Source organism: Cryptosporangium japonicum (assembly GCF_039524755.1).
Lineage (GTDB): Bacteria > Actinomycetota > Actinomycetes > Mycobacteriales > Cryptosporangiaceae > Cryptosporangium > Cryptosporangium japonicum.
Map to the genome: position 1 here is coordinate 44669 of NZ_BAAAGX010000021.1, position 23161 is coordinate 67829.

Consider the following 23161-nt stretch of genomic DNA (forward strand, 5'->3'; position numbering starts at 1 on the left):
GCGCGCGAGCCCGCGGGCCGGGTCGTCCCGCCGCGCCGTAGCGGGCGCGCGCCCACCCTCCGGTTGCCGGGGGTGTGCCGGGTGACTGTCGGACCCGAGGGGCAGACTGACGGGCGTGAACGCGAGCCTGAACCCGGACAAGACCGAGTGGGACGTCATCGTGATCGGCGGCGGCCCGCCCGGTGAGGTCGCCGCGCAGTACGCCACCCAGCACTCCGGCCTCGACGCGGTCCTCGTCGAGAAGGAACTCGTCGGCGGCGAGTGCTCCTACTGGGCCTGCATGCCCTCCAAGGGCCTGCTCCGCCCGATCGAGCTGGTGAACGACGCCGCCGACGTGCAGGGCGTCACCGGCGCGACGGTCGACGTCGCCGCCGTCCTCGCCCGGCGCGACACCATCGTCAACCACCACGACGACACCTCCCAGGTCAGCTGGGCCACCGGCGTCGGCATCGACGTGATCCGGGGGCACGGCCGCCTGGCCGGCGAGAAGACCGTGGAGGTCGACGGCGCGCGCCTCACCGCACGGCACGCGGTCGTGCTCGCCACCGGCACCCGGGCGAACGTGCCGCCGATCGAGGGGCTGCGCGAGGCCCGCCCCTGGGTCTCCCGGGACGCCACGAACGTGCACGAGATCCCGCGCCGCGTCGTGATCGTCGGCGGGGGCGTCGTGGCCTGCGAGGCCGCCACCTGGCTGCGTGGCCTCGGCGTCGAGGAACTCACGGTCGTCGAGGGCGGCCGGCGCCTGCTCGGCAAGAACGAGCCGTTCGCCGGCGACATCGTCGGCGAAGCCTTCGCGAAAGCCGGCATCACCGTGCGCACCGGCACCCGCGTCACCGCCGTCTCGCGTCCGGACGTGAACGACGCCGGTGAGGGCCTGATCCACGGCGGCGAAGTCACCGTGACGCTCTCCGACGGCTCCACCGTGACCGCCGACGAAATCCTGGTCGCGGCCGGCCGGACTCCCAACAGCGACGACCTGGGTCTGGACACCGTAGGCCTCGAAGCGCGTGGCTACGTCGCCGTCGACGACCACCTCACGGTCCCCGGCCACGATTGGCTCCACGTCGTGGGCGACCTCAACGGCCGCGCCCTTCTCACCCACATGGGCAAATACCAGGCCCGCATCGCCGGCGAGAACATCGCCGCCCGGGCCGCCGGAGAACCCGCACCGCAGGCCGACCGCGCCCCCGTCCCCCAGGTCACGTTCACCGACCCCGAGGTCGGCTCGGCCGGGCTCACCGAGGCCCAGGCCCGCGAGGCCGGGCTGGACGTCGAGTGCGTCGAGTTCGACCTCGCCGCGCTGGCCGGCACCTACGTCCTGCGCGACCACTACGTCGGCCGGGCCAAGCTGGTGCTCGACCCGGCCACCGACACGCTGGTCGGCGCGACGTTCGTCGGCAGCGCGATCGCCGAGCTCGTGCACTCCGCGACCGTGGCGATCGTCGGGAACGTGCCGGTCAGCGACCTGTGGCACGCGGTGCCGAGCTACCCGACGATCAGCGAGGGGTGGTTGCGTCTGCTGGAGACGCTTGATCAGCAGCGCCGGGGGAAGTAGCTAGGTCCGGATCCGGAAAGGTTAGGATCCGGACATAGGTCACTAATCCCTCGGGAGCATTCCATGCGGTTCTTCGGCAAGCTGAGCCATCTGCCGCCGCGCCTGGCGGCCGGTGCCTACATCCTCAACTCGGGCCTCTCCAAGCGTCACGCCGACGAGGAGGCCGCGGCGGGGATGCACGGCATGGCGGCCGGCACGTATCCGTTCCTGGCCGGCATCGAGCCGAAGCAGTTCGCGAAGTACCTGTCGACGGCCGAGATCGCGCTCGGCGCCGCGCTGCTGGTGCCGTTCATCCCGGCCGCCGTGGCCGGGGCCGGGTTGGTCGCCTTCTCCGGCGGTCTGCTCGGGCTCTACCTCGCGACGCCGGGCCTGCGCGAGGAGGGCAGCATCCGCCCGACGCAGGCCGGCACGCCGATCGCCAAGGACGTGTGGATGTTCGGCATCGGCGCCGGCCTGGTGCTCGACAGCCTGGAGTCCCGCGAGAGCGGTCAGGCCGCGAAGAAGAAGTAGCAGCGGCTGTTCCACCGCCGTCCCGGTTTCGACCGGGACGGCGGTTTCTGTTTCTCGGATTGTTCACAACTTAGCCCCGCTGGTCGCGCGAAGGCGACCGTTTGGCGCGAGTAGCGCGCATTGGGCCGTCAGAATGTCAACAATGAGGCCGACAAAATAGTTCGGTTGACGTGACTCAGCTCACGTCAATAGTCTTGATCCGTTCAACTGTTCACACTGCGCGCTCTCTTGCTCACACCCCCCTTGGAGCTGTCATGCGCCGTGCATTGGCGAGCATCGTCGCCGCCACCGTGGCCCTCGCCGTCGTCGGCTGCGGCGGCTCGGGCTCCGACGTCAAGACCGAGGGCGGCAACGCCCAGCTCACCGTCGGAGTCATCCCGATCGTCGACGTCGCCCCCATCTACCTGGGCCAGCAGAAGGGCTTCTTCACCAAGCGCAAGATCGATCTGACGCTCAAGACCGCCGCCGGCGGCGCCGCGATCGTGCCGAGCGTCATGTCGGGCGAGTTCCAGGTCGGCTTCTCCAACTTCACCTCGTTACTCCTGGCCCGGGAGAAGGGCCTGCCGCTCAAGGTCATCGCGAACGGCGTCTCGAGCACCGGCGAGCAGGGCAAGGACTTCGGCGCGATCGTGGTGCCCGCGGGCAGCCCGGCGCGGACCGCCAAGGACCTGGTCGGCAAGCGCATCGCGGTCAACACGCTGAAGAACATCTGCGACAGCACGGTGAAGGCGTCGGTCCGCAAGGCCGGCGGGGACACGTCCGGCCTGAACCTCGTCGAACTGCCGTTCCCCGACATGCCCGCCGCCCTCGCCGCCAACCGCGTGGACGGCGCGTGCATCGTCGAGCCGCAGCTCTCCCAGGTCGTCGCGGCCGGCGGCCGGGTGCTCACCTCGATGTACGTCGACGCCGCTCCGAACCTGAGCGTCGCCGGGTACTTCGTCAACGAGAAGCTGCTGAAGTCCGACCGCGACCTCGTCGACCGGTTCACCGAGGCGATCAAGGAATCCAACGCCTACGCCGACGCCCACCCCGACGAGGTGCGCCAGGTCCTGTCGTCGTACACGAAGATCACCGCCGACCTGGCGCCCAAGCTCACGCTGCCGAAGTGGCCGGCCGAGATCAACAAGGACTCGGTGGCCACACTGGGCAAACTGGCGACCGACGACAAGGTGCTCACCCAGGCGCCGGACCTGAACGCCCTCTATGCGGACTGAGGTCCCGCCCGCTCCGGTGGTCGCGCCGGTCGCGGCCGCCGGGGCGCCCCGGCGCCACCGGAACGCGCTCCGGGGTGCGGCCGGGGTGCTGATCGCGCTCGCGGTCTGGGAGCTCGTGCCGCGGGTCGGGCTCGTCCGCAGCGCCGACCTCCCGCCGGTCTCGAGCGTCCTGCGGGTGCTGGCCCGCGAGGCCGGCACCGGCGCGTACTGGACGGCGATCGGCCAGACGGTCTACGCCTGGCTGCTCGGGCTGGCGCTCGCGGCCGGCGCCGCGATCACGCTCGGGTTCGCGCTCGCGCTGGTGCCGCGGGTCCGGGCGTTCACCACGTCGACCGTGGAGTTCCTCCGGCCGATCCCCTCGGTCGCGCTGATCCCGCTGGCGGTCCTGGTCTACGGCACCGGGCTCGGCTCGTCGCTGCTGCTCGTCGTGTACGCGGCGTTCTGGCAGATCTACGTGCAGGTTCTCGCCGGCGTCGCCGACATCGACCCGGTCGCGGACGAGACCGCCCGCTCGTACCGGTTCAGCCGGTGGGGGCGGATCCGGCACGTCGTCTGGCCGTCCGCGTTGCCGTTCGTGCTCACCGGGGTGCGGCTGGGCGCCGCGGTGGCGCTGATCCTGGCGGTCACCGCGGAGCTGGTGATCGGCGCGCCCGGGCTCGGGCTGGCGATCGCGGTGGCCCGCTCGGGCACCGAACCCGCGCTGGTGTACGCGCTCGTGCTCACCACCGGCGTGCTCGGGGTGCTGGTCAACGTCGGGGTCCGGGCCGGGGAGCGGAGGTTGCTGCGATGGCACGCGTCGGTGCGGCGGGAGGTGCCGGTGTGAGGGTCCTGCGCTGGTTCCTGCTCCCGCTGGTCCTGATCGGCGTCTGGTGGGCCGCCTCCGCCGGCGGCACGAACTTCTACCTGCCGACGCCCGGCGCGGTGCTGCGCGCGGTCGGCCCGACCTGGACGCCGGCGACGCTGCGCGCCGACGTGCTGCCGAGCGTCGCCCGGCTGCTGGCCGGGTTCACAGTGGCCGGGCTCGTGGGCGTCGCCGCCGGGGTCGCGATCGGCCTCTCTCCCGCGCTGCGGGCGTACACCGAGCCGGTGCTGGAGTTCCTGCGGGCGATCCCGCCGCCGGTCCTCGTCCCCGTCGTCATGCTGTTCGCCGGCATCGACAACACGATGAAGGTGACGGTCATCGTGTTCGGCTGCGTCTGGCCGGTGCTGCTCAACACGATCGAGGGCGTCCGCGCGGTCGACCCGGTGCTCGGCGAGGTGTGCCGGGCGTACCGGATCTCGGGCTGGACCCGGCTGCGCACGCTCGTGCTGCGTGGCGCGAGCCCGCAGATCATGACCGGTCTGCGTCAGGCCCTGGCGATCGCGATCATCCTGATGGTGATCAGCGAGATGTTCGCCGCGTCCAGCGGCCTGGGCTTCACGATCGTGCAGTTCCAGCGCGGCTACGCGATCCCGGAGATGTGGACGGGCATCGTCCTGCTCGGCCTGCTGGGCGTGGCGCTGGCCGGGCTGTTCGGCCTGGGCGAGCGGGTGGTGCTGCGGTGGTACTTCGGTCTTCGCCGTTCGGGAAGGGGCGCGCCGTGAGCCTGCTGGAGATCTCCGGGCTGCGGAAGTCGTACGGGCCGGTCGAGGCGATCCGGGACGTGTCGGTCTCGCTGCGCGACGGCGAGCTGGTGTGCCTGGTCGGCCCATCCGGCTGCGGCAAGACGACGCTGCTCAAGTGCGCGGCCGGGTTACTGGCCCCGAGCGGCGGGTCGGTGACGCTCGGCGGCGAACCGGTCACCGCTCCCCCGCCGAACCTCGCGGTCGTGTTCCAGGAGTACGGGCGCAGCCTCTTCCCCTGGCTCACCGTGCGGCGCAACGTCGAGCTGCCGCTCCGCGAGAAGAAGGTGGCCAGGGCCGAACGGGACCGGCTGGTCTCCGAGGCGCTGTCCGCCGTGGGCCTGGCCGACCGCGGCGACGCCTACCCGTGGGAACTCTCCGGCGGCATGCAGCAGCGGGTCGCCATCGCCCGCGCCGTCGCCTACCAGCCGTCCGTGCTGCTGATGGACGAGCCGTTCGCGGCCGTGGACGCGCAGACCAGGGCCGAGCTCGAGGACCTGATCCGCTCGATCTGGCGGACGTTCGGCGTGACGATCCTGTTCGTCACCCACGACATCGACGAGGCCGTCTACCTGGGCGAACGGGTGGTCGTGCTCTCCGGCTCGCCGACCGTGGTCCAGGAGACCCTCACCGTCGACCTGCCCGCCGAACGCGACCAGCTGACCACCCGCTCGGATCCTCGCTTCACCGAGCTGCGCACCCACGTCTACGCCGAGATCCAGTCCGCCAAGAAGCCCACCCCGGCCCCCTGACCCCCGGCTCCGGCCGCCGCCGCATGCCGGGCGACGGCGGCCGGACCGGCGCCGACTGGGCAGAGTTCGCCTGTTCGCCGCGGATCGCTGGCAGATTCTGCCGGAGGGCGGGGTGGCGAGGCGGCAGAGTGATCCCGTGACACGGGGACTCGAGGGGCGCGAAGCTCGGGACATGGACGAGCTCTGGGCCCTGGACGCGACCGAACTGGCGGACCGGCTGCGGCGGCGGGACGTCTCCGCCCGGGAGGTCGTCGCCGCGCACCTCGCGCGGATCGAGCAGGTGAACCCGGCGATCAACGCGATCGTCACGCTCGACGGCGAGGGGGCGCTGAAGGCCGCGGCGGCCGCCGACGACGCGCTGGCCGGCGGCGCCGAGCCGGGTCCGCTGCACGGGCTGCCGATCGCGTTCAAGGACACCCACGACACCGCGGGGATGCGCACCACCTACGGCTCGCCGCTCTTCGCCGAGCACGTCCCGGCCGCGAACACGCTGGTCGTCCAGCGCATCGAGGACGCGGGCGCGATCCGCGTCGGCAAGACGAACGTGCCGGAGTTCGCGGCCGGCTCGCACACCTTCAACACGCTGTTCGGCGTCACCCGCAACCCGTACGACCCGACCCGCTCCGCCGGGGGGAGCAGCGGCGGCGCGGCGGCCGCACTCGCCGCGCGGCTCCTGCCGATCGCCGACGGCAGCGACATGGGCGGCTCGCTGCGCAACCCGGCGTCGTTCTGCAACGTCGTCGGGTTCCGGCCCACCCCCGGCCGGGTGCCGACGGTGCCCACCGACGACCCGTGGGACACGCTCGGCACGTCGGGGCCGATGGCCCGCACGGTCGCCGACGTCGCGCTGCTGCTGTCGGTGGTCGCCGGCCCCGACTCCCGCTCCCCGATCGCGCTCGACGAGCCCGGTGCGACGTTCCGCGCACCGCTCGGGGCGGACCTGTCCGGGCTCCGGGTGGCCTGGAGCCCGGACCTGGGCGGGCTACCGCTCGACCCGGACGTCCGCGCGGTGCTGGCCGGCGCGCCCGACGTCTTCACCGGGCTCGGCGCGCACGTCGAGGCGGCCACCCCGGACCTCTCCGAGGCCGACCTGGTCTTCCGGACGCTCCGCGCGAACGCGTTCGAGATCGCCTACGGCGCCACCTTCGACGAGCAGCCGGAGAAGTTCAAACCCGCGCTGGCCTGGAACATCTCCCAGGGTCGCGCCCTCACCCGCGGCGACGTCGGCCGGGCCCGCACCGCCTGGGGCCGCCTGTACACCGCCGCCGCCGCGTTCTGGGACACCTACAACGTCCTGATCGCGCCGGTGAGCCAGGTGCCCCCGTTCCCGGCCGGCTGGGAGTACCCGCACACCGTCGACGAGGCCGACCAGCACTCCTACCTCGACTGGATGCGCTCGGCCTACCACGTCACCGTGCTCGGGGCCCCGGCGATCTCGGTGCCGGCCGGCTTCACCCCGACCGGCCTGCCGGTCGGTCTGCAGATCGTCACCCGACCCCGCTCCGACCTGTTCACGCTCCGGGTCGCGGCCGCGTTCGAGGCCGCGACGAACCACGGTCGGCACCACCCCGCGCTGTGACCGCCGCGACGTCACAGCGGGCCGGTGCTGCGGGGTGACGAGCGGATCCGGCACGTGGCGTCGACGAGCGGCGCCGGCCGGACTCGGCGGCCCCACGCTTCGAGCAGCGAGTCCTCGACGTGCAGGTCGTGCACGCGCAGCCGGTAGAGAGGCACGTCGGGGCTCGCCGGGCACAGCACCCGGTTCACGACCGCGCTGTTGCGCACGTAACGAACGCCCCCGCTCTCCTGGAGGATCGCGGTCAGCTCGTCGTCGGAGGCCACGACGTACCCGCGGATGCTCGCCGACTCCCCCTCCGGGCCGGTCACCGTGGTGACGGTCAGCGGCAGCACCGGCATCGTCATCGAGGTGGCGGCCGCGGCGATCGAGAACGCCACCACCGCGACCGGCCCGGCGACGGCCACCGCCAGCGCGAACCACCGCGGTACCCGCCCGCCGACGCCGAGCGCGAGCAGCGGCGGCACCGCGAACATCGCGAACACCAGGGGGACCCGCTGGGTGTAGGCGTCGACGAGCGTCGGCCAGATGACGGCGGCGTACCCGGCGAGCAGCGCGCCGAGCACGACGAGGCGGTTGCCCGGCCGGGCCGTGCGCCACTCGCCGGTGGCCTGCGCGACGAGCACGAACGCGGGGATCAGCAGCGGCAGGTACAGGATCTGCCAGGTGGCCAGAGCCAGGCCGAACACCGCGGCCAGCAGCCACGGTGGCGTGCGGCTCGTCCACCGGGCGAGCCAGCGCTGCTCGAAGCCCGGGGCGTGGCTCAGTACGCCGCCCAGCGCGAACGCCAGTACGAGGACGCCGGTGACCAGCCGCATGCTGACCAGGAACGTCGTCGCGAACAGGTTGACGGGGTTGACGTTCTGCACCAGTAGCAGCGTCGTCTGGAACTGGCCGCCGGCCTCGATCCAGAGCCGGAGCAGCGAGAGCGCGGCCGGGAACGCCACCGCGAGGCTCCAGAACGACTGCGTCCCGTAGCGCGCGGGCGTCTCCGCGGGTGCGGCCGGCCCGGACCGGCGAGCCGGCGGACGGGGGCGGGTGAGCCGGCTCCGGGCCGCGGGGAGACTCGACGGGCGGCGGGGCGGCGTCATCGTGTCGGGTACTTGGCGTCGCTGTCGATCAGGTCGGGCGGGTCGTCGGGTTTCGGCTGGGTGAGCGGGCCCAGCCCGGACAGGTAGCGGCGATAGGCCTGGTCCCACGCCGTGACCTCACCCTTGCGGTCGGCCCGGTAGCTCTTGTCGAGGTAGTAGTCGACCAACTCGCGCAGCGCGCCGTTGGACTTCTGCACCCCGACGCCGATCCGCTCGACCGCCGTACCGCCGCCCTCGATCTGCAACTCGACGTCGATGATCGTGTACTCAGTGCGGTGTTCCTCGGCGAGGCCGACGAGCACCGACCGGTCGGTGCTGATCGCGTCGTACTCGCCGTTCCGCATCTTCTCGAAGCAGAGCTGATCGCTGCCTTCGGAGCGGAACCGGATCCCGCGCTGCTCCAGCAGCCGCTCCGACGTCGTTCCCGCGCTCGTGCACATGCGGTACCTCGGGTTCTCGAGGTCCTGCACGGTGCGGATCTGTTCGGCGAGGTCGCTGCGAACCATCACCGCCTGGTCCACGACCAGGTAGGGACCGGCAAGCAGGATCTCGTTCCTGCGCGCGTCGGTGATGGACAGGCTCGCGAACACCAGATCGACCCGGTCCTGTTGCAGTGCCACGATCCGGTCGGCGACGTTGACGAGCGGCACCCACCGGATCTTGCCCTCGTAGCCGAGGTTCGCCGCGACGTACTTGGCGATGTCGACGTCGAACCCGGCGTGGTTGCCCCTGCCGTCCAGGAACCCGAGCAGCGGCTGCCAGTCGTACACGCCGATCCGTAGCTGGTTCGGCCGGTTGTCGGCGAGCAGGCCGGCCTCGTCGAGTTTCTGCTGCACGGTCGCCCGATCGGGCTCGCCGGTACGGCCGTGACACGCGGCCACCGCGGTGACCACGACGAGCAGCAGCAGGGAGAAAACCCTGAGTGTGGTGCGCACCTGTCATCGACCCCTTCCTCACCCTCAGCGAGTCGATTAGCACACACAGTGATCGACCTGCCGCGGAAATTCTGACCGCCACACGCTGACTGTCGGGGAACCGACTGCTCACAGCGCACGTTGACCGGGCACAAGGGAGGAATCCACCCGGATTCCACCGCAGGCTGACTTCGTGTCCGAGGAGATGTTGTGGTCTTCAGGAAGTTGATGCACGCCTTCGGCGCCGGCGGGCCGTCCGTCGACACCGTGCTGGAGCGCAGCGACTGCCGGCCCGGCGAGCTCTTGCGGGGTGAGGTGCGGCTGCGCGGTGGCGACCGCACGGTCACCATCGAGCGCATCGAGCTGGGCCTCGTCACCCGCGTCGAGTTCGAGGGCGGTGACCACGAGCAGGCCGGCGGCGTCGAGTTCGCGCGGCTGCCGCTCAACGGGCACTTCGAGCTGCGGGAGAACACCGACCAGACGATCCCGTTCCAGTTCCCGGTGCCGTGGGAGGCGCCGGTCACCGCGGTGTTCGGCCAGCCGCTGCGCGGCATGGCGGTCGGGCTCAAGACCGAGGTGGCGGTCGCCAAGGCGATCGACGCCGGTGACCTCGACCCCGTGCGCATCCACCCGCTCCCGGCCCAGGAGCTGTTCCTGGACGCGGTCGCGCGGCTCGGGTTCACGTTCCGCAGCGCGGACGTGGAGTACGGCCAGCTGCGTGGCGTGCCGCAGCAGCTGCCGTTCTACCAGGAGATCGAGTTCTTCCCGGCGCCGCAGTACTCCGGTCGCCTCAACGAGCTCGAGGTGACGTTCGTGGCCAACCCGCACGCGGTCGACGTCGTCCTCGAGGTCGACAAGCGCGGCGGGCTGTTCAGCGGCGGCGCCGACACGTTCCACCACCTGCGCATCGACTACGCGACGGCCGATCAGACCGACTGGGCCGGCTACCTCGACGGCTGGCTCCAGCAGCTGCTCGCGAACGCCGGTGGCTTCGGCGGCCACGGCGCGGCCGCGTTCGGCGGGCACGGCGGGTACGGGAGCCACGGCGGGTACGGGACCCACGGCGGCTACGACAGCCACGGCCACCACGGGCACCGCCGCCACCGCGGCCCGGGGATGGGCGCGGTCGCCGGCGGCGCCGCCGCGGGGTTCGTCGGCGGCATCGTCGCCGGTGAGGTCTTCGAGGAGGTCTTCGACGACGACGGCGGGGACGACGAGGGCTTCTTCTAGACGCCGGAGCGGTCCCGTTCCGGCGAGCCCTCGCCCGCCGGAACGGGACCGCTGCGCGTCAGCGCCCGCTCGACGCCGCGAACCGCCGGTGGGGGTCAGCTCCTGATGGGCACCGCGCCGATCGGGGCGGGGATCCGTTCGGTGGCGGTGAGCAGCGTGCGCGCGTCGGCGGTGTAGGCGATCGCCTCGCCCTGCCTGCTCTCCGGCAGGTTGATGTGCCGCGGCACCTGCGTGGTGATCACGCGCGCGAGGTCACCCCGCGGCGCGTACCACTCGAACGCCCGGTCGTAGGTGCGCAGCACCGCCCGGGTGCCGTCCTTCGACACCGCTCCCCCGGTGATCAGCCGGCTGCGGGCCCGGCAGTCCGGGCACGCCCGGCGCAGGTCGACCCGGCCGGCCCGGCGCAGCGCCCCGGCCGGTCTCAGCGGGGCGTCGGCGACGTAGACCCCGGCCGGCGCGCTGGTCTTCGTCACGATCAGCACCTGTCCGCCGCGGGCCAGCAGGAGCGCCTCGGCGTCGTGGGCGCCGTCGGGGTAGCGCAGGTCGAACCGGGTCACCGCCTCCGCCGCCGCGCCCATCCGCCACCGGAACAAGGAGACCGCGGTGCGGCGCGTGGTGTTGCCGCCGATGTCGGCGATCCAGAGGTTGTTCCGGTGGTCGAGGGCGATGTCCTCGGTGTCGAAACGTTTGCCGGTGCGCGGCGTCGCGTTCGGGTCGTGGGCCACGGGTGCGCGCAGCACCGCCCGCCGGATCGGGCGGCACCCGGCGTCCAGCCGCCAGACCACCGGGCCGGTGTCGTTGACGACCATGAACCCGCCGGGCCGCTCCACCAGGCCGCTGATCTGGCCGAGCCGCTGGTCGGCCACCACGCACCGGGTGAACGGGCGGGCCAGGTCACGCACCGCGGCACGGCCACCGGCCCGGGCCGGGTGGCCGGCCGGCGCGACCATGAGCGCACCCGCCACGACCGCGCCGGTCATGATCGTGCTCAGCGTCCCTAGGGTTCGCCGCCTCGTCCGCACCGCAACCCCCGTCCGCCCGTAATGTCCGTTTCATCCGGGCGGTACGCACCGTACTAGATCCGCTGCGACCGCGTGGGCGCGCCTTCGGCATACACCGACGCCAGCGCGGCCACGGTGTGGGCGATCAGCGCGCGCAACTCGGGCGGACCGAGCACCTCGACGTCCGCGCCGACCGCGAGGAAGTCGCCGTGCGCCTTACGGACGTGCTCGACCGGGATCCGGGTGCGGATCCAGCCGTCGGCGTCGGCCGGCTCGGCGTTCTCGCGTGCGGCCTGCACCATCGCCGGGCCACCGAGCAGGTGTTGCAGCCGGTCGAGGCCCTGCGGGGAGATCCGCACGTGGGCCTCGCCGCGGATCAGGCCCTGCTCGAAGCGGCGGGTCCACCCGTCCCAGTAGTCGGCGAGCGCGAAGCCCGGCGGGCGCTCGAACTGCTCCGGCAGCACCTCGACGTCGAGCAGGTGGGACACCTTGTACGCACGCACCTCGCCGTCGTCGGCCCGGCGGGCCACGAAATACCAGACCCCCGCTTTCAGGACGACGCCCAGCGGGTCCCAGGCGCGCTCGACCTCGCGCGGTGCCTTCCACCGCCGGTAGCGGGCGCGGATCCGGCGCTGGTTCCAGACGGCGTCGGCGACGGCCGCGAGGTGCGGAACCTGCTCGGCCTCGCGGAACCAGCCCGGTGCGTCCAGGTGGAACCGTTCACGCATGCGTTCGGCGCGGGTACGCAGCTCGGCCGGGAGCGCGGCGAGCAGCTTGAGCTCGGTGGCGGCCAGTTCGGTGCCGAGCCCCAGCGCGGCGGCCGGCCCGGGCATGCCGACCAGGAACAGCGACTCGGCCTGGTCGATCGTGAGGCCGGTCAGCTTCGTGCGGTACCCGTCGACGAGCTGGTAGCCCCCGGCCGGGCCCCGGTCGGCGTAGAGCGGCACCCCGGCCGCGGAGAGCGCGTCGACGTCCCGGTAGACCGTGCGCACGGACACCTCGAGCTCGTCCGCGAGCTCCTGCGCCGTCATCCGCCCCCGGGTCTGCACCAGCAGCAGCAGGGAGAGGAGCCGGTCCGCGCGCATGGGAACAGTGTCGCGCGGATTCCTGCCATCGACTGACAGGAATCCGCGCGACGACGTGCGGTGATCAGGAGTCGGTGGACTCGCTCGACTCGGTGCCCTCGTCGGCGGCGGGCTCCTCCGGGGCGTCGGCGTCGGGCTCGGTGACGAGCAGGCCCTCCAGGGCCGCACCCACCAGACGCCGGAACGCCCGGCCGGGGCGGGAGCGGTCGAGGACCGCCACCTCGAGCTGCGCCGCGGACAACGTGCGCGGGTTGCCGTTCTCGCCGCCGATCGACGCGAGCGCGCCGACCGCGACCTTCAGCGCCCCACGCAGGTCGGCCTTCCGCGAGTGCTTCTCACGCAGCTGCGACGCGATCGCCTCGGACTGCCCGCCCATCGCGATGAACCCGGGCTCGTCGGTGACCGAACCGTCGTAGGTGAGCCGGTAGAGCTCGTCGGCCGCCGCCGACGCCCCGACCTGCGCGACGCAGACCTCGACCTCGAACGGCTTGGACTGCTCACCGAAGATCGCGCCCAGCTGCTGCGCGAACGCGTTCACCAGACCGCGCGCGGTGACGTCACGCCGGTCGTAGGAGTACCCCCGCAGGTCGGCGTAGCGCACACCGACCTGGCGCAGGGCCTCGAACTCGTTGTACTTGCCGACCGCCGCGTACCCGATGCGGTCGTAGATCTCGCTGACCTTGTGCAGCGCCTTCGACGGGTTCTCGGCGACGAACAGCACGCCACCGGCGTAGCTGAGCACGACGACGCTCCGGCCGCGGGCGATACCCTTGCGCGCGAACTCCGAGCGGTCGCGCATGAGCTGCTCGGGAGAGGCATAGAACTGCATTGCCATCTTTGCTGGATGCCCCTTCGCTTAGACGCCGGGATTGGCGGTTCGGTCGGCGATGACCTCGGCGACGACCGCGCCCACCTCGTCGTCGGTCAGCCGGCGGACACCCTCGGCGTCGACGACGGCCAGGATCGGGTAGAGCTTGCGGATCACGTCGGGGCCGCCGGTCGCCGAGTCGTCGTCGGCGGCGTCGTAGAGCGACTCGACCAGGATGCGCACCGCGCCGGCCTCGTCGAGCGTCGGCTTCCACAGCTTCTTCAGCGACGACTTCGCGAACACCGAGCCGGAGCCCACCGAGGAGTAGCCCTGCTCCTCCCAGCAGCCGCCGGTGACGTCGAACCCGAAGATCCGGCCCGCCTTCGCGGGGTCGGGCGCGTCGAGGTCGAAACCGGCGAAGAGCGGGATCACGGCCAGGCCCTGGAGCGCGGCGCCCAGGTTGCCGCGGATCATCGCCGACAGGCGGTTGGCCTTGCCGTCGAGCGTGAGCGGCGTGCCCTCGATCTTCTCGTAGTGCTCGAGCTCGACCTGGTAGAGCCGGATCATCTCGATCGCGATACCCGCGGTTCCGGCGATGCCGGCCACCGAGTACGCGTCGGTCGGGAAGACCTTCTCGATGTCGCGCTGGGCGATCATGTTGCCCTGGGTGGCGCGGCGGTCGCCGCCCATCACCACCCCACCGGCGTAGGTGGTGGCCACGATCGTCGTGCCGTGCGGCGCGACGGCCCCGTGGTCACCCGGGGGCAACGGCCGACGCCCGGGCAGCAGCTCGGGCGCGGTCTGGCTCAGGAACTCGGTGAACGACGACCCCACCGGGAGGTTGAACAGGTTCGAGGAACGGCCCGTTGCCACCTGGATCCTCTCTCGTACGTACGCGTTGAGCTTGTCGCAACCCTACCGTCAGGTTGACGAAGGCCGCCCGGCAGCATCGCTGCCGAGCGGCCTTCGCGGGACCGGCTACTCGCCGCCCTTCTGCACGTATCCGCGGACGAACTCCTCCGCGTTCTCCTCGAGAACCGAGTCGATCTCGTCGAGCATGTCGTCGACGTCGGCGGTGATCTCCTCGACCCGCTCGGCTACCTCAGGATTCGCCTCGACGGCCTCGACCTCGTCGACGTCCTGCCGGGCCCGACTGCTCTGCGACTGACCGCCGCTGTCCCTGGTGCTCATGGCGTCTCCCCTCGGTTCGCATCTCGACGGTACCTCCCCGGAACGCCAATTGGTCCGGAGTTAACGCCCCGGACCCGTAAGGGCGTCCAAAAGCTCGGTGGCGCTGTCGCACCGGTCCAGCAGGGTACCGACGTGGCTGAGCGTGCCGCGCTCGGGCTCGAGCATCGGCACCCGCACCAGCGACTCCCGGCCCACGTCGAAGATCAGCGAGTCCCAGCTGGCCGCCACCACCGCCGAGCCGTACTTCTCCAGGCACCGCCCGCGGAAGTACGCCCTGGTGTCGGTGGGCGGCTTGAGCATCGCCCGGGTGACCTCGTCGTCGTCGAGCAGCCGCTTCATCGCGCCCCGGGCCACCAGACGGTGGTAGAGGCCCTTCTCCGGCCGGACGTCGTGGTACTGCAGGTCGACCAGCTGCAGGCGGGGGGAGTCCCAGCCGAGGCCGTCGCGGTCGCGGTAGCCCTCCAGCAGCCGCAGCTTGGCCACCCAGTCGAGCTCGGTGGCGCAGAGCATCGGGTCCTGGCGCAGGCGCTGCAGCAGCGACTCCCACCGCTCGAGGACGTCGGCGGTGTCGGGGTCGACGTCGTCGCCCAGCCGGTCGGCGACGTACGTGCGCGCCCGCTCGCAGTAGATCTCCTGGATGTCCAGCGCGGTCATCTTGCGCCCGTCGCGCAGGCTCACCTTGTGCTGCAGGGCCGCGTCGTGCGAGACCGCGCGCAGGTCGCTGACCGGCTCGGCGAGCGCGAGGTCGCTGGGCAGCGCCTTGTCCTCGATCATGCTCAGCACCAGGGCCGTGGTGCCCACCTTGAGGTAGGTGGCGATCTCCGACATGTTCGCGTCGCCGATGATGACGTGCAGGCGGCGGTACTTCTCGGCGTCGGCGTGCGGCTCGTCGCGGGTGTTGATGATCGGGCGCTTGAGCGTGGTCTCCAGACCGACCTCGACCTCGAAGAAGTCGGCGCGCTGGCTGATCTGGAAGCCGCTGCCCGAGCCGTCCTGGCCGATGCCCACCCGGCCGGCGCCGCAGATGACCTGGCGGGTGACGAAGAACGGCGTCAGGTGCGTGACGATCTCGCTGAACGGCGTCCGCCGGCGCATGAGGTAGTTCTCGTGCGCGCCGTACGAGGCGCCCTTGTTGTCGGTGTTGTTCTTGTACAGGTTGATCGGGGGCGCGCCCGGCACGGTCGCGGCCCGCCGGGACGCCTCCGCCATCACCCGCTCGCCGGCCTTGTCGAACAGGACGATGTCCCGCGGGTTGGTGACCTCGGGCGTCGAGTACTCCGGGTGGGCGTGGTCGACGTAGAGCCGGGCGCCGTTGGTGAGGATGACGTTGGCCAGGCCGAGGTCCTCGTCGGCCAGCGCCTCGGCCGGGTCGTAGAGCGCGCCGCCGTAGTTGAACCCACGGGCGTCGCGCAGCGGCGATTCCTCTTCGTAGTCCCATCTGGCCCGGCCGTGCCGCGACGGGTCGTTGCGTGACCCGTACGCGTTCACGATCTGGGACGAGGTGACCATCGGGTTGGCGCCGGGCTGGCCCGGGACCGAGATGCCGTACTCCACCTCGGTGCCCATGATTCGTCGCGCGCTCATGGGTGAAGCCTACGTACCTCGGGCGCCCGCCGCCCGGTTCGCCCGTCGCCTGATGCACCACATCGGGTGATCACGCCGGCGCTCCGGGTCGCGCCGGCGCCTCGAGACCGGTCCGCGGATCGTCCGGGGTGAGGTCGTCGGCGGCCAGGCGGGGCGCGTTCAGGTCCGGGAACGCCTCGGCCACCCCGGCGGCGACCGGCACCGGGCTCCCGATCGCGCGGACCCCGGCCGGTTCGGGCGCGGCCTCCCCCGGCACCTCGGGCCGCAGCCGCCGCGACAGCGACACCAGCAGGCCGACCGTCGTCAGCAGGAACAGCGGGTAGACGATGCTGAACTGGCGCGCGCCGGACGGCACGCCGACCAGCAGGCCGAGCAGCACGCTCACGATGCCGCCGCCGAGCGCGAGCGCGGCCAGCGGGTCGCGCAGGGACCGCAGCGGCGCAGCGATGACCGCGATCATCAGCACGGCGCAGAGCAGCGCGTCCGCGGCGATGTACGTGCCGTCGATCGAGGTCATCTCGTGCAGCCGGTCGGCGATCGACCCCGCGACCCCGCCGGTGCCCTCGGAGATCACCTCACGCGCCCGGCCCAGGTAGCGGGCGTCGACGATCGCGCTGACCTGGCCGAGCGAGACGACGCCCACCACGGCCAGCCCGGCGACCGCGGCGAACGGCGTCCACCGGTTGCGCACCGACCGGGTGACGAGACTGTGGCAGAGCCAGCCGACGCCGATCGCGCCGACCAGCGTGATCGACGTCGACCGGCTGGCCAGCGCGAGCACCAGCAGGACGCCGAACGTCGCCAGCGCTCTCCGGTTGCGCCGCCCGTCCAGCGGGAGCGTGAACAACATCCCGATGCCGAGCGCGATCGCCAGCATGTCGCCGGTGCCGGCCAGGCCGGCGCTCGCGATGCGGTCGGTGAGCAGGAACCCGACCGCGGTGAGCGTGCCCGCCGCCGGCCCCCAGCGTCGGGTCGCGAAGAGCGTCAGCATCACGATCGCGACGAGCATCGCGACCACCGGCACCACGAGCAGGCCGGAGAACCCGTAGAAGTGCACGAACGGCGCCGAGAGCAGCGGATAGACGAGGTTGGGGTCGCCCGAGGTGGCGTGCTGGTAGATCCAGTAGTCGCCGTACTCCCAGCAGGGGCCGCCGCAGCCGGAGCCGAAGAACGGCATGTTGTGCAGGTCGTCGTAGGTCTGGGCGGTGGCGTCGGCCGGTGAGTAGCCGAGGATGCGGTAGGTCCAGGCCAGGTGGTAGATGCTGCTCGGGCCGTAGTGCCAGGTGCGGTCCTGCAGCTCCCAGAACGTCACCGCGGTGAGCACGCTGATCACCAGCCAGGCGTGCACCGGGAGCTCGCCGATCCAGCGCAGCCCGCTCACCGTCGGCTTCCAGCGTCGCGCGGGCTTGGTCTCCGGTGGCGTCGTCACCCGGTAGGCCGGTGGCCGGGGCACGGCCTCGGTGGAGCGGGACGGACGCTGCCGCAGCGGGCCCCACAGGTCGGCCAGCAACGCGACCGCGGCCAGCACGAGCAGCGGGACGATCGGCGCGTGGTAGCGGAACGCGGCCGGCCAGAACTCGACGATGTTGATCGCGCTGACCGACAGGAACGCGCCCGCGGCCATCGCCGAGAGCTCGCTGCGCCAACGCCACACGACCGCGAACGTCACCAGCACCAGCAGCGCCATCAGCGGCAGGTCGTAGCGGACACGCAGCAGGTCGGACGTGATGACGTTCCACGTCACGGTGGGGATCGCGCCGACGCCGGACGTCTGGAAGTACTGCATGGACAGGTCGTTGAACTGCCCGACGAGCGAGAGCTCCTCGCCGCCGAAGATCATCGGGGTGATCAGCATCTGCGCCAGCAGGATGCCGAAACCCACGAAATTGCCCCAGAACGCGAACGGGAACCAGACGTTGAAGAACTTCCGGTCGCGGAGGAACACCAGCAGCCAGGCGAACCCCACCGCGACCGGCAACGCGATCGCGAACTGCCGGTTGAGCATGCCCAGACCGACGAGCGCCACGTAGGCGATCAGATGCTTCCGGGTGACGCGCATCGCGAGCGGGAGCAGCAGCAGCGGCACCGCGAGGAGTGCGAACGCCGGGCCCTCGGTGTGCGCGACGACGCTCCAGCGCGACACGTAGACCGGCAGCAGCAGCACCGCACCGGCCACCAGCGCCCAGCGCTGGCCCCAGAGGCGCGACGCGAGCATCACGGTGGCGACAACGGCGAGCGCGTACCCGACGATCGGCACGACGAGCATGCCCATCGGCCCCATCAGCGCGACGAACGGCGCGGACAGGAACGGCAGCAGCACGCGCGGGCCGACCACGGCCGCGTACTGCCCGGTGAAGAACTTCTCGTGGTAGTCGTCGGGCCAGCAGGACCAGCAGTCCTTCAGGCCGGTGTTGTCCCACAGGTAGTTGTAGGAGAGCTGCGCGGCCTCGGCCTGCGGGTGGCCCAGGTACCAGTACGTCCAGGCCAGGTAGATCCGGGAATCGGGGCCGTACTGCGGGTTCGTGATAAGCGCCAGCGCGACCGCGAGGACGTAGAGCATCCCGAGGAGTAGCCATCCGCGCACGGGGAGTGCGTCGGTGAGCCGACGAGCGACCGTCCTCATCGAGGCCGCACCGAACAGCGTGCGGTCCGTGTAGCGCCGGTGTTCGTCATCGCAGAGGTCGGATCCCGTGGTTCGTCGTGGCGCGGCGCCGCCCGGGAACCGCGTCGGTCCCCGGGCGGCGGCCCGTCATAGCCGGGTCAGAGATACTGTCCCGTATTGCTCGCGGTCTCGATCGACCGCCCCGCCTCGCTGCCCTTACCCCCGGACACCAGGGTACGGATGTACACGATCCGCTCACCCTTCTTGCCGGAGATGCGAGCCCAGTCGTCGGGGTTGGTGGTGTTCGGGAGGTCCTCGTTCTCCCGGAACTCGTCGACGCAGGCGTCCAGCAGGTGCTGCATCCGGACACCCTTCTGGCTCAGCGTCAAGAAGTCCTTGATCGCCATCTTCTTCGCGCGGTCGACGATGTTCTGGATCATCGCGCCCGAGTTGAAGTCCTTGAAGTACAGGACTTCCTTGTCACCGTTGGCGTACGTCACCTCGAGGAAGCGGTTCTCCTCGGTCTCGGTGTACATCCGCTCGACAACACCTTGGATCATCGCGTCAAGCGTCGCCTGCCGCGAACCGCCGTTGGCGGCGATGTCGTCGTCGTGGATCGGCACTCCGCCGGTGATGTACTTGCTGAAGATGTCCTTGGCCGCCTCGGCGTCCGGACGCTCGATCTTGATCTTCACGTCGAGCCGGCCCGGCCGCAGGATCGCCGGGTCGATCATGTCCTCCCGGTTGGACGCACCGATCACGATGACGTTCTCCAGGCCTTCGACGCCGTCGATCTCCGACAGCAGCTGGGGAACGATCGTGTTCTCGACGTCCGAGGAGACACCGGAACCACGGGTACGGAAGATCGAGTCCATCTCGTCGAAGAACACGATCACCGGGGTGCCGCCGGACGCCTTCTCGCGCGCCCGCTGGAAGATCAGCCGGATGTGCCGCTCGGTCTCGCCGACGTACTTGTTGAGCAGCTCCGGGCCCTTGATGTTGAGGAAGAACGACTTGCCGGCATCCGAGCCGGTGTCGCCGCGCACCTCGGCCACCTTCTTGGCCAGCGAGTTCGCCACCGCCTTGGCGATGAGCGTCTTGCCGCACCCGGGCGGGCCGTAGAGCAGGACGCCCTTCGGCGGCCGCAGCTCGTGCTCGCGGAACAGGTCGGCGTGCAGGAACGGGAGCTCGACGGCGTCCCGGATCTGCTCGATCTGCGAGGAGAGACCACCGATCGACGAGTAGTCGATGTCGGGCACCTCCTCCAGGACGAGCTCCTCGACCTCGGACTTCGGGATGCGCTCGTAGGCGTAGGCCGACCGGGGCTCGAGCAGCAGGGCGTCACCGGCGCGCAGCTGCACGTCGTCGAGGGTGTGGGCCAGGTACACGACCCGCTCCTCGTCGGCCCGGCTCAGGACCAGCGCGCGGTCCTTCACGCCCTGGTCGTCGTAGAGGATCTCCTTGAGGGTGACGATTTCACCGGCCCGCTCGACACCGAGGGCCTGCACGACGTTGAGGGCATCGTTGAGCATGACCTCCTGACCGCGGGCGAGGCTCTCCACCTCGACCGACGGGGAGACGGCGACACGCAGTTTGCGTCCGCCGGTGAACACGTCGACGGTTCCGTCGTCGTGTGCGACCAGGAAGACCCCGTAGCCGCTGGGCGGCTGGGCCAACCGGTCGATCTCCTCCTTCAGCGCGACGATCTGGGTGCGCGCTTCTCTGAGAGTCGAGGCCAGTTTGTCGTTCTGTTCGGTGAGGCGAGAGATCGTTGCTTGCGCGGTGGCAAGACGATCCTCGAGGGTCCGGACGTGCCGGGGCCCTTCCGTGAGCTTGCGGCGCAGGAGCTGGACTTCCTCCTGGAGGAAGTCCACCTGGGCCGTGAGATCGCGGACCTCTGCCTCCCGGCGCGTGTTGCCGTGCGCGTCGTTCGGATCTGTGTTCACGAGCGGCCACCTCCCCCGGTGATCGGTGCATCAACAGTACCGACTCACCCACAGAGCCGTCGTGCAGACGATGCCCGCGTCACAGAAGGGAAACTTTGTCCAGTTCACTCACGCGTATTCACAACACGCCGGGTTGACACGCCGCGTTCACCGTCAGTCAACGGTCGCCGGGGCGTGTGGTCGACGCGCTGTCCCCGTGCCTAGGCTGGCGGAGTCGCCGGTCGGAGGAGGGGCTTTGTCGGAGCTGCTGGTGAGAGTCGACCAGGATCTGTGTACCGGTGACGGTCTCTGCGTCCAGTACGCGCCGGAGGTCTTCGAGTTCGACGTCGACGGTCTCGCCTACGTCAAAGGTGATGACGGTGAGTTGCGGACCGATCGGGGCGCGCAGGTGCGGGTTCCGGTCGCGCTGCGGCTCGACGTGATCGATTCCGCGAAGGAATGTCCCGGCGACTGCATCCACGTGGTGCGGGCCGACGACGGTGTCGCCGTCGCCGGCCCTGGTGTCTAAGCCTCTTTGGCTGGGTCCGGTTTGCCGGCTTTCTGGGCCGCGTAGGCTTCCGCGCCCTTGGACGGCTTGCGCTGGCGCCGGGGGGCGACGACACCGTCGGAGAGCTTCCGGGTGCTGATCAGGAACGCGGTGTGCGCCACCATCCGATGGTCGGGACGCACCGCGAGCCCGTCGACGTGCCAGTCGCGCACCAGCGACTCCCAGGACCGCGGCTCGGTGAACGAACCATGTTCACGCAGCGCTTCGACGGTGGCCGAGAGCTGCGTGGTGGTGGCCACGTAGGCGATCAGGACGCCGCCGGGCACCAGCATCGGGGCCACCGTCGGCAGCACCTCCCACGGCGAGAGCATGTCGAGGATCACCCGGTCGACCTCGAGACCGCTCGCGTCGGCCACGTCGCCGACCGTCAGCGACCAGGCCGGGTGCGGTGCGCCGAAGAACCGCTCGACGTTGAGCCGGGCGATGTCGGCGAAGTCCTCGCGACGCTCGTAGGAGTGCACCGCGCCGTGCTCGCCCACCGCGCGCAGCAACGAGCAGGTGAGCGCACCGGACCCGGCGCCGGCCTCGAGCACCCGCGCGCCCGGGAAGACGTCGCCCATAGCGACGATCTGGGCCGCGTCCTTGGGGTAGATGACCTGCGCGCCCCGCGGCATCGACAGCACGAAATCACTCAGCAGCGGACGCAACGCCAGGTACTGCGTGCCCGAGGTCGCCGAGACGACGATGCCCTCGGGCTTGCCGATCAGGTCGTCGTGGGCCAGCGCGCCGCGGTGGGTGTGGAAGGAGCGGCCGGGCTCGAGGAGCACGGTGTGCAACCGGCCCTTCGGGTCGGTGAGCTGCACACGGTCACCGGCAGCGAACGGCCCGCGGCGGTTGGCCCCGACGGGTCGATGAATTCCAGTGGTGTCGCTCACACTTTCCGTCCGGGCGTGTTCGGGTAGCACATCGGTCACGACGGACCAGCCTAGTCGCGTGGGTTTTGTCCACAGGCGCGGAGGCGAGTGCGGCGAAGTGTCGGAGGGCTGTCCTAACCTCTCCGGCATGAGCATCACGGCGGATGGACGCACCGAACTCGCGATCATCGGATCGCTGTCGCCGTCACGCGCGTCGGACTTCAAGACCTGCCCGCTGCTCTACCGCTTCCGCAGCATCGACCGGCTGCCCGAGAAGCCGAGCGCGGCCGCCACCCGCGGCACCCTGGTCCACGCCGTGCTGGAGCGCTTGTTCGACCTGCCGGCCGGCCAGCGCTCCCCCGCGGCGGCCGAGGCCCTGCTCGAGCCGGAGTGGGCCCGCCTGGCCGAGGCCGAGCCCGAACTCACCGGCCTGTTCGAGACGCCCGAGGCGCTGGCCGACTGGCTGTCGTCCGCCCGCGGTCTCTTGGCCGGCTACTTCACCCTGGAGGATCCGAACCGGCTCGCCCCCGCCGAGCGGGAACGCCTGGTCGAGGTCGTCACCGAGTCGGGCCTGCGCCTGCGCGGCTTCGTCGACCGCATCGACGTCGCCCCCACCGGCGAGATCCGCGTCGTCGACTACAAGACCGGCGCCGCACCCCGCGAATCCTTCGAGGGCAAGGCGATGTTCCAGCTGAAGTTCTACGCGCTGGTCATCTGGCGCACCCGGGGTGTCGTCCCCCGGCTGCTGCGCCTGCTCTACCTGGGCGACCGCGAGGTCCTCGACTACACCCCCGACCCCGACGAACTGCTCCGCTTCGAACGCACCCTGCAGGCCATCTGGGCCGCGATCGACCGCGCCACCGCCGCCCGCGACTTCCGCCCCAACCCGGGGCCGTTGTGCGGCTGGTGCGATCACCAGGAACTGTGCCCGGCCCACGGCGGCACGCCACCCCCGTTCCCGGAGCAGCTGCCCCCGCTGGCGGAGGTGGCAGCAACGACACCGGCGTCGGAGGACTAGGCGGGCCGGGCCGGGCGGGGCCGGGCGGCGCCGGGCGGGGCCGGGCGGGGCCGGGCGGGGCCGGGCGGCGCCGGGCGGGGC

General features: G+C 71.3%; 21 protein-coding genes. 10 read left to right on the forward strand and 11 right to left on the reverse strand.

The features are described from left to right. Window positions 1-115: 115 nt before the first annotated feature. The 7 genes from ABD437_RS27270 (at window position 116) to ABD437_RS27300 (ending at window position 7212) form a co-directional block, all read left to right on the forward strand. Complete coding sequence (locus ABD437_RS27270) at window positions 116-1555, forward strand: dihydrolipoyl dehydrogenase family protein (RefSeq protein ID WP_425558255.1); 1440 nt, start codon at window positions 116-118, stop codon at window positions 1553-1555. Between the two features lie 63 nt (window positions 1556-1618). Continuing rightward, on the forward strand, window positions 1619-2065 hold the full coding sequence (locus ABD437_RS27275; protein ID WP_344651792.1) for a hypothetical protein: 447 nt from the start codon (window positions 1619-1621) through the stop codon (window positions 2063-2065). 254 nt (window positions 2066-2319) lie between these two features. Continuing rightward, complete coding sequence (locus ABD437_RS27280) at window positions 2320-3279, forward strand: ABC transporter substrate-binding protein (protein ID WP_344651793.1); 960 nt, start codon at window positions 2320-2322, stop codon at window positions 3277-3279. Then, window positions 3269-4102, forward strand: a complete 834-nt coding sequence (locus ABD437_RS27285; protein WP_344651794.1) for an ABC transporter permease — start codon at window positions 3269-3271, stop codon at window positions 4100-4102. Before ABD437_RS27280 ends, ABD437_RS27285 begins: the two co-directional genes overlap by 11 nt. Further along, entirely contained in the window at window positions 4066-4863 is a 798-nt protein-coding gene (locus ABD437_RS27290) for an ABC transporter permease (RefSeq protein ID WP_344651795.1), read from the forward strand. Before ABD437_RS27285 ends, ABD437_RS27290 begins: the two co-directional genes overlap by 37 nt. A gap of 2 nt (window positions 4864-4865) precedes the next feature. Continuing rightward, window positions 4866-5633, forward strand: coding sequence for an ABC transporter ATP-binding protein (locus ABD437_RS27295; protein ID WP_344651808.1), 768 nt, complete (start codon window positions 4866-4868; stop codon window positions 5631-5633). 172 nt (window positions 5634-5805) lie between these two features. Then, window positions 5806-7212 carry an amidase gene (locus tag ABD437_RS27300; protein ID WP_344651809.1) on the forward strand — a complete coding sequence of 469 codons (1407 nt, stop codon included), beginning with the start codon at window positions 5806-5808 and terminating at the stop codon, window positions 7210-7212. An 11-nt stretch (window positions 7213-7223) separates the two neighbouring features. Here the strand turns inward: ABD437_RS27300 and ABD437_RS27305 are convergent, their stop codons facing one another. Further along, on the reverse strand, window positions 7224-8300 hold the full coding sequence (locus ABD437_RS27305; RefSeq protein WP_344651796.1) for a hypothetical protein: 1077 nt from the start codon (window positions 8298-8300) through the stop codon (window positions 7224-7226). Then, window positions 8297-9235: a transporter substrate-binding domain-containing protein gene (locus ABD437_RS27310; RefSeq protein WP_344651797.1), complete on the reverse strand. Its 939-nt coding sequence runs from the start codon at window positions 9233-9235 to the stop codon at window positions 8297-8299. Before ABD437_RS27310 ends, ABD437_RS27305 begins: the two co-directional genes overlap by 4 nt. A 189-nt stretch (window positions 9236-9424) precedes the next feature. Between ABD437_RS27310 and ABD437_RS27315 the strand changes: the two genes are divergently transcribed. Continuing rightward, window positions 9425-10444, forward strand: coding sequence for a sporulation protein (locus ABD437_RS27315; protein ID WP_344651798.1), 1020 nt, complete (start codon window positions 9425-9427; stop codon window positions 10442-10444). A gap of 95 nt (window positions 10445-10539) precedes the next feature. On the opposite strand, the gene ABD437_RS27320 is transcribed toward ABD437_RS27315, so the two are convergent. The 8 genes from ABD437_RS27320 to arc form a co-directional block, all read right to left on the reverse strand. Further along, window positions 10540-11424 (reverse strand): SdiA-regulated/phytase-like domain-containing protein, encoded by an 885-nt coding sequence (locus ABD437_RS27320; protein ID WP_344651799.1) that lies wholly within the window; start codon window positions 11422-11424, stop codon window positions 10540-10542. 95 nt (window positions 11425-11519) lie between these two features. Beyond that, window positions 11520-12530 (reverse strand): helix-turn-helix transcriptional regulator, encoded by a 1011-nt coding sequence (locus tag ABD437_RS27325; RefSeq protein ID WP_344651800.1) that lies wholly within the window; start codon window positions 12528-12530, stop codon window positions 11520-11522. A gap of 64 nt (window positions 12531-12594) precedes the next feature. After that, a complete protein-coding gene (gene prcA / locus ABD437_RS27330) occupies window positions 12595-13365 on the reverse strand; it encodes a proteasome subunit alpha (protein ID WP_344651801.1) in 771 nt (256 codons plus the stop codon). Between the two features lie 21 nt (window positions 13366-13386). Then, window positions 13387-14217 (reverse strand): proteasome subunit beta, encoded by an 831-nt coding sequence (gene prcB / locus ABD437_RS27335; protein ID WP_425558258.1) that lies wholly within the window; start codon window positions 14215-14217, stop codon window positions 13387-13389. 99 nt (window positions 14218-14316) lie between these two features. Further along, window positions 14317-14529, reverse strand: a complete 213-nt coding sequence (locus tag ABD437_RS27340; protein ID WP_035856241.1) for a ubiquitin-like protein Pup — start codon at window positions 14527-14529, stop codon at window positions 14317-14319. 60 nt (window positions 14530-14589) lie between these two features. Further along, window positions 14590-16113, reverse strand: a complete 1524-nt coding sequence (gene dop, locus ABD437_RS27345; protein ID WP_344651803.1) for a depupylase/deamidase Dop — start codon at window positions 16111-16113, stop codon at window positions 14590-14592. 70 nt (window positions 16114-16183) lie between these two features. Next, on the reverse strand, window positions 16184-18736 hold the full coding sequence (locus ABD437_RS27350; protein ID WP_344651804.1) for a hypothetical protein: 2553 nt from the start codon (window positions 18734-18736) through the stop codon (window positions 16184-16186). Between the two features lie 137 nt (window positions 18737-18873). After that, window positions 18874-20589 carry a proteasome ATPase gene (gene arc, locus ABD437_RS27355; RefSeq protein WP_344651810.1) on the reverse strand — a complete coding sequence of 572 codons (1716 nt, stop codon included), beginning with the start codon at window positions 20587-20589 and terminating at the stop codon, window positions 18874-18876. 277 nt (window positions 20590-20866) lie between these two features. Between arc and ABD437_RS27360 the strand changes: the two genes are divergently transcribed. Continuing rightward, a complete protein-coding gene (locus tag ABD437_RS27360) occupies window positions 20867-21169 on the forward strand; it encodes a ferredoxin (RefSeq protein ID WP_425558259.1) in 303 nt (100 codons plus the stop codon). Here the strand turns inward: ABD437_RS27360 and ABD437_RS27365 are convergent. Continuing rightward, complete coding sequence (locus ABD437_RS27365) at window positions 21166-22083, reverse strand: tRNA (adenine-N1)-methyltransferase (RefSeq protein ID WP_425558256.1); 918 nt, start codon at window positions 22081-22083, stop codon at window positions 21166-21168. The genes ABD437_RS27360 and ABD437_RS27365 overlap by 4 nt on opposite strands. Before the next feature lie 127 nt (window positions 22084-22210). Here ABD437_RS27365 and ABD437_RS27370 point away from each other — a divergent pair, with 127 nt between their 5' ends. Continuing rightward, complete coding sequence (locus tag ABD437_RS27370; protein ID WP_344651806.1) at window positions 22211-23080, forward strand: RecB family exonuclease; 870 nt, start codon at window positions 22211-22213, stop codon at window positions 23078-23080. Window positions 23081-23161: the final 81 nt, after the last annotated feature.

Bases quoted from the DNA above. Each gene is read 5' to 3' on its own strand.
- ABD437_RS27300 (WP_344651809.1), top strand. From the start codon at position 5,806: ATGGACGAGCTCTGGGCCCTGGACGCGACCGAACTGGCGGACCGGCTG.
- ABD437_RS27290 (WP_344651795.1), top strand. From the start codon at position 4,066: ATGGCACGCGTCGGTGCGGCGGGAGGTGCCGGTGTGAGGGTCCTGCGC.
- ABD437_RS27280 (WP_344651793.1), top strand. From the start codon at position 2,320: ATGCGCCGTGCATTGGCGAGCATCGTCGCCGCCACCGTGGCCCTCGCC.
- ABD437_RS27340 (WP_035856241.1), bottom strand. From the start codon at position 14,529: ATGAGCACCAGGGACAGCGGCGGTCAGTCGCAGAGCAGTCGGGCCCGG.
- ABD437_RS27350 (WP_344651804.1), bottom strand. From the start codon at position 18,736: ATGAGGACGGTCGCTCGTCGGCTCACCGACGCACTCCCCGTGCGCGGA.
- ABD437_RS27320 (WP_344651799.1), bottom strand. From the start codon at position 11,424: ATGACCGGCGCGGTCGTGGCGGGTGCGCTCATGGTCGCGCCGGCCGGC.
- ABD437_RS27370 (WP_344651806.1), top strand. From the start codon at position 22,211: ATGAGCATCACGGCGGATGGACGCACCGAACTCGCGATCATCGGATCG.
- prcA (WP_344651801.1), bottom strand. From the start codon at position 13,365: ATGGCAATGCAGTTCTATGCCTCTCCCGAGCAGCTCATGCGCGACCGC.
- dop (WP_344651803.1), bottom strand. From the start codon at position 16,113: ATGAGCGCGCGACGAATCATGGGCACCGAGGTGGAGTACGGCATCTCG.
- ABD437_RS27305 (WP_344651796.1), bottom strand. From the start codon at position 8,300: ATGACGCCGCCCCGCCGCCCGTCGAGTCTCCCCGCGGCCCGGAGCCGG.
- ABD437_RS27285 (WP_344651794.1), top strand. From the start codon at position 3,269: ATGCGGACTGAGGTCCCGCCCGCTCCGGTGGTCGCGCCGGTCGCGGCC.
- ABD437_RS27325 (WP_344651800.1), bottom strand. From the start codon at position 12,530: ATGCGCGCGGACCGGCTCCTCTCCCTGCTGCTGCTGGTGCAGACCCGG.
- ABD437_RS27275 (WP_344651792.1), top strand. From the start codon at position 1,619: ATGCGGTTCTTCGGCAAGCTGAGCCATCTGCCGCCGCGCCTGGCGGCC.